This is a genomic window from Micromonospora sp. CA-246542, assembly GCF_050942905.1.
Classification (GTDB): Bacteria; Actinomycetota; Actinomycetes; order Mycobacteriales; family Micromonosporaceae; genus Micromonospora.
In genome coordinates, this window is sequence record NZ_CP192040.1 from 6215812 (window position 1) to 6228043 (window position 12232).

Here is a 12232-nt window from a genome sequence, read left to right on the forward strand (position 1 = left end):
GGTAGCACCAGCATGCGCCCGGCACCGAGCCAGGAGGAGGTTCGCCGGCAGAACCTCGGGGCCCTGCTGCGGTACGTGCACGTCCACGGGCCGACCACCCGTGCCGAACTCACCACGGCACTGGGGTTGAACCGGAGCACCATCGGCGCGCTCACCGCCGACCTGGCCGGCGTCGGGCTGGTCAGTGAGGGAACGCCGAAGGAGACCGGCCGGGCCGGACGACCGTCCATTGTCGTCCGGCCCGAGTCGGCCCGGGTGTACGCGTACGCGTACTCCGTGGAGGTGGACCGGCTGCGGGCCGCACGGGTCGGTCTGGGCGGCGCGGTGCTGGACCGCCGCGAGCTGGACCGCCCACGCGGTCTGCTGGCCGCGGAGGCCGCGCCGATGCTGGCCGGCGCCGTCAAGGAGATGCAGCAGGCGGTCCCGGGCGGCGCGATCTGCGTCGGCACCGGCGTCGCGGTCTGCGGCATGGTCCGCCGGGAGGACGGCCTGGTGCGGCTCGGCCCCACCACCGGCTGGGTGGACGAGCCGATCGGCGCGGCGCTCGGGGCCGAGATGGGCCTGGACGTGCCGGTCACGGTCGGCAACGTGGCGGACGTGGCGGCGTTCGCCGAGCACACCAGGGGCGTCGCGGCCGGCTGCGACAACGTCATCTACCTGTACGGCGACGTCGGCGTCGGCGCCGGGATCATCGCCGGTGGGCGTCGGCTCACCGGACACGGCGGGTACGGCGGCGAGGTCGGCCACATGAAGGTGGTGCGCGACGGCAGGCCCTGCGAGTGCGGCGCCCGGGGCTGCTGGGAAACCGAGATCGGCGAGCACGGCCTGCTACGCGCCGCGGGACGCTCCGACGCGCGGGGACGCGACGCCCTGCTGGCCGTCTTCGACGCCGCCGACCGGGGGGACGCCCGCGCCCAGACGGCGGTACGCCAGGCGGGTGACTGGCTCGGCTTCGGGGTCGCCAACCTGGTCAACGTCTTCAACCCCGAGATGGTCATCTTCGGCGGCACCATGCGCGACCTCTACCTCGCGGCGGCGGCCCAGATCCGCAGCCGGCTCAACTCGAACGCACTCGGCGCGTGCCTGGAGCACGTCCGGCTGCGTACGCCGACGCTGGGCGAGGACGCACCCCTGATCGGGGCCGCCGAGCTGGCCTTCGAACGACTGCTCGCCGACCCCCTCGACGTGGGCTGACCCGCGTACGCTGTCCGGCGTGGACGTCGAGTTGCGCGCCTCCGACGACGACCGTCACCGGGTGGTCGCCGAGCTGCACCGGCACACCACGGTGGGCCGACTCACCCTGGACGAGTTCTCCGAGCGGGTCGGCGCGGTGTGGACCTCCCGCACCCTCGGCGACCTCGCCGCGCTGACCCGGGACCTGCCGGCCCTGCCCGATCCCGCAGCCGCGGCGAAGGGCGACGACGGGATCGGGCACGGCCGCCGGGAGCTGCTGGTGCTCTTCGCCGTCGCCGCGCTCACCCTGCTACTGCTCGGTGGCTTCCTGGCCGTCACCCGCTGATCCGAGTCGCAGGCCCGACGGGCTCCGCATTTCCACGGCACGAGCGGATGAACTGATCGGACGATCAGTCCGTACCAGTGGGCGGACGGGCGGCCGGCAGGGTGCGGCTGCCCGGTTCAGACGCGTTTCGGTCCGGACCGAGGAGGCACCGCAGACATGGCACCGCTCAGAACCGCCCGTCGTCGGCCGGGAACCCGGATGCACCGCGCGGCGATGTTGCTCATCGCGATCATCGCGGGGGTCGGTGTCCTGCCGGGCGTGGCCATCGCCGCCCCCGCTGGTGGGCAGCAGCTCAACGCCGCCGACATGACGCTGCTCAACGGTGTGCGCCTGGCCGGGCTGTGGGAGATGCCGGCCGGCCAGATGGCCGCCGAGAAGGGACAGTCGGCGAAGGTACGCGAGATCGGGGCCGGCATCGCCGGCGAGCACCAGAAGCTCGACCAGCTCGTCGTGGACGCCGCCAACAAGCTCGGCGCGTCCATCCCCACCGAGCCGACCGCCGAACAGAAGGGCTGGCTGTCGGAGATGCAGAACGCCTCCGGCGCCCGGTTCGACCAGATCTTCGTGACCCGGCTCCGGGTGGCCCACGGCAAGATCTTCCCGGTGATCGGCGCGGTACGGGCCAGCACCCGCGACGCCACCGTCCGCAAGCTCTGCGAGGACGCCAACGCCTTCGTACAGCACCACATGCAGATGCTGGAATCCACCGGACTGGTCCGGTGGCCCGAACTGCCGCCGGCCGCGCTGCCCGCCCCGGGCAAGGACGGTCTGCTCGCCGCCGCCTCGGCGAACACCGGCCCGCAGGTCGGAGTGAGCAGCACCGTCGTCTGGCTGGTCTTCCTCGCCGCGCTCGGTACCGGCGGTATCGCCACCTACCGGATGCTGCGTCGTAGCTGACCGACGGTCGAGGTGGCCCGGAGTCAGCGGTCGACCTGGGTGAAGTCCCAGGAGTGCGGGGCGCGGGCCACCAGCAGGGCGGGAGGATCTGGCAGCGGGCGAGGGTTGCTGCGCCACTTCGAGATGACCACCACCCGATGGTCGGTGGACGAGAAGACCTCGCTGGACACGTGTAGCGGGTCGTGCTCCAGCTCGGGCAGGGCGGTGTCGCACACCCAGGTGATCAGGTCGGCGACGCCGTACGCCTCGGCGCGCGCCTCCCACATCCGCACGATCATCTCCGGCGTCCCCGTCACACGCTGACCGTGGTCAACGGCAGCGCCGAGTCGGCCGGCAGATCCAGCCGGCTCGGCGCGACCCCGGCGGCGACCAGGTGCGATCCGAGCGCGGCCACCATCGCCCCGTTGTCGGTGCACAGCTTCGGCCTCGGCACCCGGACCCGGATGCCGTACTTCTCGGCCCGCTCCTCGGCCAACGCCCGCAGCCGGGAGTTCGCCGCCACTCCCCCGCCGATCACCAGGGTGTCGATGCCCTGCGCCCGGCAGGCGGCGATGGCCTTGTTGGTCAGCACGTCGCAGACCGCCTCCTGGAAGGACGCGGCCACGTCGGCGACCGGCACCGGCTCACCGGCGCGTTGCCGGGCCTCCACCCAGCGGGCCACGGCCGTCTTCAGACCGGAGAACGAGAAGTCGTACCGGTGGGCCGCCAGGTCCTTCGCGGCGGTCAGGCCACGCGGGAAGGCGATGGAGGCGGCGTCACCCGCCCGGGCCTCGCGGTCGATGGGCGGACCACCCGGGAACGGCAACCCGAGCAGCCGGGCCACCTTGTCGAACGCCTCACCGGCCGCGTCGTCGATGGTGGCGCCGAGCGGGGTGACACCCCGGGCCAGGTCGTCGACCAGCAGCAGGGACGAGTGCCCGCCGGAGACCAGCAGCGCGATGGCCGGTTCGGGCAGCGGGCCGTGTTCCAGGGTGTCCACCGCCACGTGCGCGGCCAGGTGGTTGACGCCGTACACCGGCTTCTCGGCGGCGAGGGCGTACCCCTTGGCGGCGGCGACGCCGACGAGCAGCGCGCCGGCCAGACCCGGTCCGGAGGTGACCGCGATGGCGTCGATGTCGGCGAGGGTGACGCCGGCGTCGGTGAGCGCCCGCTGCATGGTCGGCACGATGGCTTCGAGGTGGGCCCGGCTGGCCACCTCCGGCACCACGCCCCCGAAACGGGCGTGCTCCTCGACGCTGGACGCGAGCGCGTCGGCCAGCAGGGTGTGCCCGCGTACGATGCCGACGCCGGTCTCGTCGCACGAGGTCTCGATGCCCAGGATCAGCGGTTCGTCAGCCATGGTCGTGTGGTCCGTCCCCGGTCGGCTCGGCGTCGCGCCGCATGACCAGCGCGTCGGTGTTGCTCGGTTGGTAGTAGCCGCGACGCACCCCGATCGGCTCGAACCCGTACGTCGCGTAGAGGCGCTGGGCGGGGGCGTTGTCCACGGCCACCTCCAGCAGAGTGCTGCGGGCGCCCCGACGGTTCGCCTCGGCGAGCAGTTCCTCCAGGAGGACGCGGCCGACGCCACGCCGCTGGACGTCCCGCCGGACGGCGATGACCTGCACCCACACCTCGTCCGGTGGGGCGCCGGCGAGCCCGGCGTAGCCGAGCACCGTCCCGTCGGTGTCGGTGGCGACCCGGTAGTGGTGCCCGTTGGCCAGCTCGTTCCAGAACATGGCGGGCGACCACTGCCCGGCACCGAACAGGTCCGCCTCGATCGGCATCGCCTCTTCGACGTGCCACCAGCGGAACCGTTCCAGCCGTACCGGTGTCACGGCAGGACCGGTTTGCGGCCGGTGGCCACCACGGCGTCGGGTCGGCGCAGGTAGAGCGGGGTGAGTCGCTCGCCGGGCGCGCCGGCCCGGATCCGCTCGGCGGCGAGCAGCGCCAGCACGGTGGCGTCCGGGTAGCGCGGTTCGACCCGGACCGGCAGGTCCAGAGCCTCGGCGTACCGGTGTGCTCCGTCGCCGACCGCGACCGTCGCGCCCAGCTCACGGGCGCGGGCGGCGGCCACCGCCGGCGAGGACACCTCGGGCCCGACGACCCGCTGGCCGGCCCCGTCGTAGACGGCCCAGTACAGCTCCTTGCGGCGGGCGTCGCTGGCGGCCAGCACCGGCTCGCCGGCAGCCGCCGGGTGGCCGATAGCGTCCAGGGAACAGACGCCGTACGTCGGAACGCCGAGCACCTGCCCCATCGTGGCGGCGGTGACCAGGCCGACCCGCAGCCCGGTGAACGGCCCGGGGCCGAGCCCGGCGACTATCGCGCCCAGGTCACGCGGGCGCGCGCCGGCGTCGGCGAGGACCGCGTCGACCTGGGGCGCGAGCAGTTCACCGTGCGCGCGGGCATCGACCGTGCACCGGTGCGCCCGGGACGTGACGCCGTCCGCCGAGATCTCTACCAACGCTGCGGTCACCGCGGGGGTCGAGCTGTCCACCACGAGTACGAGCACGGTTAGCCAGCCTAGCGGCCCCGCCACCGCCCGCCCGTGACGCCCCGCCCCTCGGCCACCACCCGGCCAACCGGCGGACGAGCAGCGCCACGACTCCACCCGTCGCCACGCCACCCGTCGCCACGCCACCCGACGCCGCGCGTCTTTCCGACCGCCATGCCACGCCACGCATCGCCGTGCGTCTGCGCGACCGCCACGCCGTGCCAGGCGACGCGACGCGACGCCGTGCGTCTGCGCGACCGCCACGCGACCCGACGCCAAGCCACGCGACGCCATGCGTCTTCGCGACGGCGACGGCGACGGCGACGGCGACGGCGACGGCGACGGCGACGGCGACGGCGACGGCGACGGCGACGGCGACGGCGACGGCGACGGCGACGGCGACGGCGACGGCGACGGCGACGGCGACGGCGACGGCGACGGCGACGGCGACGGCGAACAAGACCCTGATGAGCGTGATGCCTGTGAGTCATCTAGATGACTCACAGGCATCACGCTCATCAGCATTACCGCCGCCGCTCAGCGACGTGGCCCCGACCGTGCTGATCGCGGCCTGGAAGACCGCGAGTCGTGAATCCGCCGCAGAGCTACCGCGAGCGTCTGATGCTGGGCCAGCATGCCGGGATGCCATCGACTCGCCTCGTCACCCTCCTCGGCACCGTGCTGCGGCAAGAACGCCAGCGACGCGAGCTGACTCAGCGCCAGCTCGCCGGGCTCGCCGAGGTCAGCCAGGCGGCGGTGGCCAGGATCGAACGCGGCGAACGAGCGCCGAGCGTCCCCGTGCTGGAGCGGTTGTTCACCGCGATGGACGTGCAGGTGGTGGTCGCGGTCGAGCCGCTGGACGCGCACCTCGACGCTCGCATCGACGAACTGGCCGCCCGCCCGATCGGCGAGCGCATCGACGAGCTGGGCCTCAACGAGACGCTGGACCGACTGACCGACTTTCCGCAGGTGCTCACCGGCAGCACGGCGGCGCTGTTGCAGGGCGCTCCGGTGCCGGTCGACGCCGTGGAGATCGCCCTGCGGTGGAAGGACTCGAAGCGGTTCACCGCCTGGCTGGAGGTGAACTACGGCCAGCGGTGGAACGCCCGGTGGGGCGAGTTCGGCGGGGTGTGGTTGGAGCCGGAGGAGCCGGGCGAACACCGTTGGTCGACCCGGTACGGCGAGATCAGGGCGACCATGTGCGACGAACTGCCCGAGACGATCGAGGTGCGCCACGGTGGCCGCGACTATCAGGTGGTGCCGCTGGTCGAGTTGGAGCTGGCCGAGCCGCGGGCCGCCGACCTGCTGCGCCGCTACCGGGCCCGGCACCGCGCCGTCCAGAGCTAGATCCCCAGGACGACGCGGGCGACGCGGGTCGGGGTCAGCCGGAAGTGCGCTCCCAGTCGATGGTGGGACGGCCAGCGTCGGCGAGGGCCTTGTTGGCGGCGCTGAACGGGCGGCTGCCCAGGAAGCCGCGCGGGTTCATCGGGCTCGGGTGGCCGGCCTCCAGCACGACGTGCCGAGAGTTGGTGACCAGGCCGGCCTTCTTGCGGGCGTAGCCGCCCCAGAGCAGGAAGACCACCCGGTCCGGCAGGGCGTCCAGCGCCCGGATGGTGGCGTCGGTGAACTCCTCCCACCCGGCGTTCGCGTGCGAGCCGGGGGTGGCCTGACGGACGGTCAGCACCGCGTTGAGCAGCAGCACGCCCTGCGCCGCCCAACCGTCGAGGTTGCCGCTACGCGGCTTGGGCACGCCCACGTCCTCGCCCAACTCCTTGAAGACGTTGCGCAGCGAGGGCGGCACCGACACGCCCTCGCGGACGCTGAAGCTCAGCCCGTGCGCCTGCCCGGCCCGGTGGTAGGGGTCCTGCCCCAGGATCAGCACCCGGGTGGCCTCCGGCGGGCAGAGCCGGTACGCCGAGAAGAGGTCCTCCAGCGGCGGGAAGACGGTCTGCGTCGCGTGCTCCCGGGCAACGAACTCGGCCAGCGCGGCCGTGCGGGCCGGGTCGAGGTGCGGGGTGAGCACGGCACGCCACTGCTCCGGCAGCAGCGCCAGCAGATCCAGGGCGGGGGCATCGTCGGGCATCAGAAACCTCTTCCAGCGCGGGTCGGTCCCCCGCACTCTAGGCATCACGTCCGACAGCGCCGCGCCCTAACCCAGCTCGGCCAACCGCCGAGCCCAGTCACCACCGACCGGATCCAGCTCGACGACTCGGGTGTCGTCGTCGCGGCGGTCGATACGGACCCGCAGGTGCGCGTCGACCAACTGCTCCACCAGACCCTCGCCCCACTCCACGACGGTCACCGACGCGTCCACCGAGGCATCCAGGTCCAGGTCGTCGATCTCGGCGCGCGGGTCGCTGGCGGCGCCCAGCCGGTACGCGTCGGCGTGTACGAGGGCCACCCGACCGCCCCGGGCCGGATCGGGCCGGTGGACCCGGGCGATCACGAACGTCGGCGAGGTCACGTCCCCGAGGACGTTGAGCCCAACGCCGATGCCCTGGGTGAGCGCGGTCTTGCCGGCGCCCAGCGGGCCGGTCAACAGCACCAGGTCACCGGCCCGCAGCAGCCCGGCCAGCCGGCGGCCGAACTCCCGAGTGTCCTCGACGGTCGGCAGTTTGACGACGAAACTCACCGGTCCTCCATGCTCTCCAGTGATTCGAGGAACCGCTCCAGCGCGGCGTTGACCTCGTCGGCGTGCTCCAGCATCACCACGTGACCACTGTCTTCGATCTTGATGAACTCGGCGTGCGGCAGCCGCCGGACGATCTCCTCGGAGTGGGTGACCGGCGTGATCATGTCCTTGTCGCCGACGACCACCAGCACCGGGGCGTTCGCCAACGCCGCCAGCGCCGGGAAGCGCGAGTGCGTGGCGAGGGTCCGCAGGTAGCGGGTCACCGTGTCGGCCGAGGTCCGGGAGTTCATGGTCTCCACATAGGACACCAGCCGAGGGCTGGGCTTACGGGTGCCGAAGCCGTACTTGCGGGTCAGCAGCCAGGCCACGTTCGAGGTCGACTTGCGGGCCCGGTCGATCACCGGGCCGCCGTACCGGGTGGCGTTGCTGACCATATAGAGCACCGGACCACCGACCCGGCCCAGCAGCGCCGGAGCCACGAGCTTGGTCTCCGCGACGAGACCGCCCGACGTGGCCATCAGCACCGTGCCCACCACCCGGTCACCGAACAGCTCCGGGAACAGCTCGGCGAACGCCATGATGGTCATGCCGCCCATCGAGTGCCCGACCAGCACCAGTGGCCCTTCCGGGGCGACCCGGTCGATCACCCGGCGCAGGGTCCGGCCGAGCACGGCCAGGTCGTACTCGCCGGTCTCCAAGCGACCGGACTGGCCGTGACCGGGCTGGTCGTACGCCACGATCCGGTAGTCGCCGCGCGCGGCGAGCATCTCGCGCTGGAAGTGGAAGGTGCCCATGTCCAGGCAGAACCCGTGCACCAGCACCACCGTCGGGTGGCCCGGCACCGGACGGGTCGGCTCGACCACCTCGACGTGGATGTCGGTGCCGTCCGGCAGCTCCAGCCGGAACGCCTCGTCGTACCTCTGCTCGCCGAACGTCTCCTGCGCGTACCGGTCGGTCGGGTCGGTCTTCAGCCGGCGGACCAGGGTGCGTTCGGTCGCGACGCCGGCCGCCAGACCGGCCGCCGCCACCCCGACCGCGGCGCCGACCAGGCCGGCCACGCGGCCGGCCGCGGTCCGCGGACGCGGGATGCGGTACGCCATCAGGGGCGCTCGCCGTCGTAGACGCGCGGCACCCGGGTGCTGCCGAAGCGGGTGACGATCTCGTAGTTGATCGTGCCGACCGCCTCGGCCCAGTCGTCGGCCGTCGGCTCGCCGTCGGCGCCGCTGCCGAACAGGGTCGCCACGTCGCCGTCGGCCACCGGGTCGTCGCCGCAGTCGAGCACGAACTGGTCCATGCAGACGCGCCCGGAGATCGTCCGCCGCGCGCCGGCGAGCTGCACCGGCCCGGTGTTGGAGGCGTGCCGGGGCACACCGTCGGCGTACCCGAGCGGCACCACGGCCAGGTTCGCGTCCGACTTGGTGGTGTAGGTGTGTCCGTAGGAGACGCCGGTGCCGGCGGGAACCCGCTTGGTGAGCATCACCCGGGCCCGGGCGGACATCGCCGGACGCAGCCCGTACGTCTCGCCGGCCACCGGGGACAGTCCGTAGATGGCCAGTCCGGGGCGGACCAGGTCGAAGTGCGTGTCGGGGCGGGTCAGGGTGGCCGCCGAGTTGGCCAGGTGCCGCCACCGGGGGCGCAGCCCGGCGCGCTCGACCATGGCCAGTCCCTCGTGGAAGACGGCGAGCTGCCGGTCGGTGGTCGGGTGACCGGGCATGTCGGCGTACACGAAGTGGCTCCACACGCCGACCACCTCGACCAGGCCGTCGGCCTGGGCCTTCGCCGCGGCGTCGAGCAGGGCCGGCCAGTCGGCGACGGTGGCGCCACCTCGCGACAGCCCGGTGTCGATCTTCAGGTGCAGCCGGGCGGGGCGCTCGGCACGCCGGCTCGCCTCGATCATCTCGTCGAGCTGCGGCAGGCTGGCGGCACCGAGATCCACCCCGGCGCTCACGCCCTCGTGCAGCGGCAACCCGGGCGCGAGCAGCCACGCCAACACGGGCGCGGTGATCCCGTTCCGGCGCAGCGTGAGCGCCTCGTCGAGGGTGCAGACGCCGAGCCAGTCCGCTCCCCCGTCCAGTGCCGCGCGGGCGGCCGGGAGCATGCCGTGGCCGTACCCGTCGGCTTTCACCACCGCCATCATCTCGGCGGTGGTGCCGGAGCGGAGCCGGCTCACGTTCTCGCGGATCGCGTCAAGATCGACGCGTACCTCGGCCTGCCACATACGCCCAGCCTACTTTCCAGCCTGATCACCGTGGGCGGCGACGCTCGGCCCGCCGCGCCGGTCGGGTCGGACGGGACGATCAGCCCAGCCGGGCGATGACCGGGCGCAGCGCGGTCACCACGTCGGGCGCGGTCACCGGGCCGCCGCGGGCCGCCTCCCGACCGGCCAGTCCGTGCAGGTACGCGGCCCCGGCCGCCGCCCGGTCCGCCGGCACCCCGGCCGCCAGCAGCGAGCCGAGCAGTCCGGCCAGCACGTCGCCGGTGCCGCCGGTGGCCAGCGCCGGGGTGCCGGTCGGGTTGACGTACGCCCGGCCGTCCGGCGTGCCGATCACCGTGCGGTCCCCCTTGAGCAGCACCACGGCGTTCATCCAGGCGGCCAGTCGCAGCGCGGACCCGACGCGGTCGGCGCCGGGCTCCTCCCCGCACAGCCGGGTGAACTCCCGGTCGTGCGGGGTGACCACGATCGGCGCGTCCCGGCCGCGCAGCCGGTCGGCGAGTGAACCGTCGACCAGCAGGGTCAACGCGTCCGCGTCGAGCACCACCGGCACCGGTGTCGCCAGGACGGCCCGCAGCTCGGCCGCCGCCTCGTCTCCGGTGCCCAACCCCGAGCCGCACACCCACGCCTGCACGCGGCCGGCATCGGCCACCCGGGGCGTGGCGATCACCGAGGGTGCTGGCGCAGCACCTCGTCGCGGGCCCCACCGGCGTACCGGACCAGGCCGGTCGGCCCGGCGAGCGCCCCGCCGACGGAGAGCACCGCCGCGCCCGGGTACGTCGCCGAGCCGGTCGCCACCCCCACCACACCCCGGGTGTACTTCTCCGACGCGGCGCCAAGCTCGGGCCACCACCGCTGAAGGTCGGACCAGTCGGTGACGTTCAGCGCGGGGGTGCCCCGCAGCCAGGGCTCCAACCCGATGTCGACCAGCTCGACCTGCCCCGCCAACGCGGCGGCCGGCCCGACCACCAGGGCGGGCTTGAGCGCGCCGAAGGCGACGGTCACGTCGGCGCGGACGGCGGTGGGCCGGCCGGACGCGGACAGCGGCACGTGCCCGGTGTCCACCGCGACCCCGCTCGGCACGTCCACGGCCAGAACGGTGGCCCGCTGGCCGTCGCGCCCACGCAGGTCGCCCAGCCGCTGGACGACCTCGTCCGCGTTCGCCCGCAACCCACCCGTGCCGCCGATCCCGACGATGCCGTCGAGGACCAGGTCGACGGGGCCGGCGGGGCGGTCGACCAACCGACCACCGGCGGCCCGCAGCGCGGCCAACCCGGCGACGTGCGCCCGGCCGGGGTGAGCAGCAGGGCGGAGACCTCGACGCCCCGGCGGGCCAGTCGCTCACCGGCGTAGAGCGCGTCGCCGCCGTTGTCGCCCGAGCCCACGAGCAGCAGCACCCGGCCGCCGTACACGCCGCCGCGCTCGGCGAGAAGCAGGGCGGCCCGGCGGGCCAGCCCGGCGGCGGCGCGTTGCATCAGCGTGCCCTCCGGCAGCGTGCCCATCAGCCCCGCCTCGGCGGCCCGTACGTCGCCCACCCGCCACACCGGTCTCATGTCACCGTGTCCCATCCGTTCCGCGGGTTGGCCGGCACGGCCCACCCGGCCGACGTCACCGTTCCGCGACCACCATCGCCGAGGCGATCCCGCCGTCGTGCGAGAGCGACAGGTGCCAGTGGTTGATCCCCCGCTCGGCGGCCACCGCCGCGACGGTTCCCGTGACGCTCAGCCACGGCCGGCCGTCGGTGTCGGGCACGATCTCGCAGTCGTGCCACCGCAGGCCGGCGGGAGCGCCGAGGGCCTTGGCGACGGCCTCCTTCGCGGCGAAGCGGGCGGCCAACGACTCCGGCGAGCGGGGACCGCCGGAACGGGTGACCCGCTCCGGCCCGGTGAAGAGCCGGTCGGCGAGCAGCGGCGTCCGCGCCAGGGACCGGGTGAACCGGTCCACCAGGACGACGTCGAGGCCGACAGCGACGATCACCAGACCACCCTACCGGCGGCGGGGGCGGCAGATTAGCCGTCGGGCCCGCGGTGGGCAACGCCTGTGGACAGACCCGGGTACGACCGCAGCCCGGCATCCACAGGGCACCTCGGCGCGGCCCGGCTCTGCCTAGCGTTCACCGCGTCGATGCCGATCCAACACGGGGGTGGGGTCATGACCGAGGAGCCGTTCGCCGTCCGGCCGCAGGAGCTGCGCGCGGAGGCCGGCGCGCTCGACGACGAGGCGTACCGGTTGGCGTGGGGTCTGGCGCGGGTGCCGGGGCTGCTGGTGCCGGCCCCGGGCTGGCGGACGGCCACGGCGCTGGCGGGGCTGGAGGCGGCCGGGCACGCCTGGTTCTGCCGGCTGGGCACGGCCATGGCGGTGACCGCCGATGGCATCCGTGGGGCGGCCGGGGCGTACGAGACCGTGGACGACCGGGCCGCCGGCCGGTTCGTCACCGTGCCCCGGTGAGCGGGGTCGGCTACCGGCAGCTCTGGGCGGCCGATCCGGAGGGTGGCGGGCGGC

15 protein-coding genes and 1 pseudogene are annotated in these 12232 nt (G+C 74.0%); 6 read left to right on the forward strand and 10 right to left on the reverse strand.

Annotated features, from left to right (window positions below; translation table 11 throughout):
• Positions 1 to 12: 12 nt before the first annotated feature.
• From ACQP0N_RS28790 to ACQP0N_RS28800, 3 genes are all read left to right on the forward strand, one after another.
• Complete coding sequence (locus ACQP0N_RS28790) at positions 13 to 1194, forward strand: ROK family protein (RefSeq protein WP_357126345.1); 1182 nt, start codon at positions 13 to 15, stop codon at positions 1192 to 1194.
• Between the two features lie 19 nt (positions 1195 to 1213).
• Entirely contained in the window at positions 1214 to 1519 is a 306-nt protein-coding gene (locus tag ACQP0N_RS28795) for a DUF1707 SHOCT-like domain-containing protein (protein WP_433115484.1), read from the forward strand.
• 156 nt (positions 1520 to 1675) lie between these two features.
• Entirely contained in the window at positions 1676 to 2416 is a 741-nt protein-coding gene (locus ACQP0N_RS28800) for a DUF4142 domain-containing protein (protein WP_433115486.1), read from the forward strand.
• 23 nt (positions 2417 to 2439) lie between these two features.
• Here the strand turns inward: ACQP0N_RS28800 and ACQP0N_RS28805 are convergent, their stop codons facing one another.
• The 4 genes from ACQP0N_RS28805 to tsaB are packed head-to-tail and all read right to left on the reverse strand — an operon-like array spanning position 2440 to position 4904.
• Positions 2440 to 2694: a hypothetical protein gene (locus ACQP0N_RS28805; RefSeq protein ID WP_053660576.1), complete on the reverse strand. Its 255-nt coding sequence runs from the start codon at positions 2692 to 2694 to the stop codon at positions 2440 to 2442.
• 14 nt (positions 2695 to 2708) lie between these two features.
• A complete protein-coding gene (gene tsaD / locus ACQP0N_RS28810; RefSeq protein WP_357126354.1) occupies positions 2709 to 3755 on the reverse strand; it encodes a tRNA (adenosine(37)-N6)-threonylcarbamoyltransferase complex transferase subunit TsaD in 1047 nt (348 codons plus the stop codon).
• Positions 3748 to 4230, reverse strand: coding sequence for a ribosomal protein S18-alanine N-acetyltransferase (gene rimI / locus ACQP0N_RS28815; RefSeq protein WP_433115488.1), 483 nt, complete (start codon positions 4228 to 4230; stop codon positions 3748 to 3750). The genes tsaD and rimI overlap by 8 nt, the downstream gene beginning before the upstream one ends.
• Entirely contained in the window at positions 4227 to 4904 is a 678-nt protein-coding gene (gene tsaB, locus ACQP0N_RS28820; RefSeq protein WP_433115490.1) for a tRNA (adenosine(37)-N6)-threonylcarbamoyltransferase complex dimerization subunit type 1 TsaB, read from the reverse strand. The genes rimI and tsaB overlap by 4 nt, the downstream gene beginning before the upstream one ends.
• 274 nt (positions 4905 to 5178) lie before the next feature.
• Here tsaB and ACQP0N_RS28825 point away from each other — a divergent pair, with 274 nt between their 5' ends.
• The gene (locus tag ACQP0N_RS28825) at positions 5179 to 5385 is read left to right on the forward strand and encodes a hypothetical protein (RefSeq protein ID WP_433115492.1); all 207 of its coding nucleotides are present in this window, start codon (positions 5179 to 5181) and stop codon (positions 5383 to 5385) included.
• Between the two features lie 143 nt (positions 5386 to 5528).
• Entirely contained in the window at positions 5529 to 6233 is a 705-nt protein-coding gene (locus ACQP0N_RS28830; RefSeq protein WP_433115494.1) for a helix-turn-helix domain-containing protein, read from the forward strand.
• A gap of 34 nt (positions 6234 to 6267) precedes the next feature.
• Here the strand turns inward: ACQP0N_RS28830 and ung are convergent, their stop codons facing one another.
• The 6 genes and pseudogenes from ung to ACQP0N_RS28860 all read right to left on the reverse strand — a co-directional run bounded on the left by ung (position 6268) and on the right by ACQP0N_RS28860 (position 11707).
• Entirely contained in the window at positions 6268 to 6969 is a 702-nt protein-coding gene (gene ung, locus ACQP0N_RS28835) for a uracil-DNA glycosylase (protein WP_433115495.1), read from the reverse strand.
• A gap of 66 nt (positions 6970 to 7035) precedes the next feature.
• Positions 7036 to 7518, reverse strand: a complete 483-nt coding sequence (tsaE, locus tag ACQP0N_RS28840; RefSeq protein ID WP_355050708.1) for a tRNA (adenosine(37)-N6)-threonylcarbamoyltransferase complex ATPase subunit type 1 TsaE — start codon at positions 7516 to 7518, stop codon at positions 7036 to 7038.
• Complete coding sequence (locus ACQP0N_RS28845) at positions 7515 to 8618, reverse strand: alpha/beta fold hydrolase (protein ID WP_433115497.1); 1104 nt, start codon at positions 8616 to 8618, stop codon at positions 7515 to 7517. Before ACQP0N_RS28845 ends, tsaE begins: the two co-directional genes overlap by 4 nt.
• Positions 8618 to 9736, reverse strand: a complete 1119-nt coding sequence (alr, locus tag ACQP0N_RS28850) for an alanine racemase (protein WP_433115499.1) — start codon at positions 9734 to 9736, stop codon at positions 8618 to 8620. The genes ACQP0N_RS28845 and alr overlap by 1 nt, the downstream gene beginning before the upstream one ends.
• 79 nt (positions 9737 to 9815) lie before the next feature.
• Positions 9816 to 11283: pseudogene (locus ACQP0N_RS28855) on the reverse strand (NAD(P)H-hydrate dehydratase).
• Between the two features lie 55 nt (positions 11284 to 11338).
• The gene (locus ACQP0N_RS28860; RefSeq protein WP_355050712.1) at positions 11339 to 11707 is read right to left on the reverse strand and encodes a holo-ACP synthase; all 369 of its coding nucleotides are present in this window, start codon (positions 11705 to 11707) and stop codon (positions 11339 to 11341) included.
• Between the two features lie 174 nt (positions 11708 to 11881).
• Between ACQP0N_RS28860 and ACQP0N_RS28865 the strand changes: the two genes are divergently transcribed.
• A complete protein-coding gene (locus ACQP0N_RS28865; protein ID WP_355050713.1) occupies positions 11882 to 12178 on the forward strand; it encodes a hypothetical protein in 297 nt (98 codons plus the stop codon).
• Positions 12179 to 12232 lie beyond the last annotated feature (54 nt).

Excerpts from the sequence above, each read along its gene's own strand:
- ACQP0N_RS28800 (WP_433115486.1), top strand. The coding sequence starts at position 1,676 with ATGGCACCGCTCAGAACCGCCCGTCGTCGGCCGGGAACCCGGATGCAC.
- ACQP0N_RS28865 (WP_355050713.1), top strand. The coding sequence starts at position 11,882 with ATGACCGAGGAGCCGTTCGCCGTCCGGCCGCAGGAGCTGCGCGCGGAG.
- ACQP0N_RS28790 (WP_357126345.1), top strand. The coding sequence starts at position 13 with ATGCGCCCGGCACCGAGCCAGGAGGAGGTTCGCCGGCAGAACCTCGGG.
- ACQP0N_RS28805 (WP_053660576.1), bottom strand. The coding sequence starts at position 2,694 with ATGATCGTGCGGATGTGGGAGGCGCGCGCCGAGGCGTACGGCGTCGCC.
- ACQP0N_RS28845 (WP_433115497.1), bottom strand. The coding sequence starts at position 8,618 with ATGGCGTACCGCATCCCGCGTCCGCGGACCGCGGCCGGCCGCGTGGCC.
- ung (WP_433115495.1), bottom strand. The coding sequence starts at position 6,969 with ATGCCCGACGATGCCCCCGCCCTGGATCTGCTGGCGCTGCTGCCGGAG.
- alr (WP_433115499.1), bottom strand. The coding sequence starts at position 9,736 with ATGTGGCAGGCCGAGGTACGCGTCGATCTTGACGCGATCCGCGAGAAC.
- tsaD (WP_357126354.1), bottom strand. The coding sequence starts at position 3,755 with ATGGCTGACGAACCGCTGATCCTGGGCATCGAGACCTCGTGCGACGAG.
- ACQP0N_RS28825 (WP_433115492.1), top strand. The coding sequence starts at position 5,179 with ATGCGTCTTCGCGACGGCGACGGCGACGGCGACGGCGACGGCGACGGC.
- ACQP0N_RS28830 (WP_433115494.1), top strand. The coding sequence starts at position 5,529 with ATGCCATCGACTCGCCTCGTCACCCTCCTCGGCACCGTGCTGCGGCAA.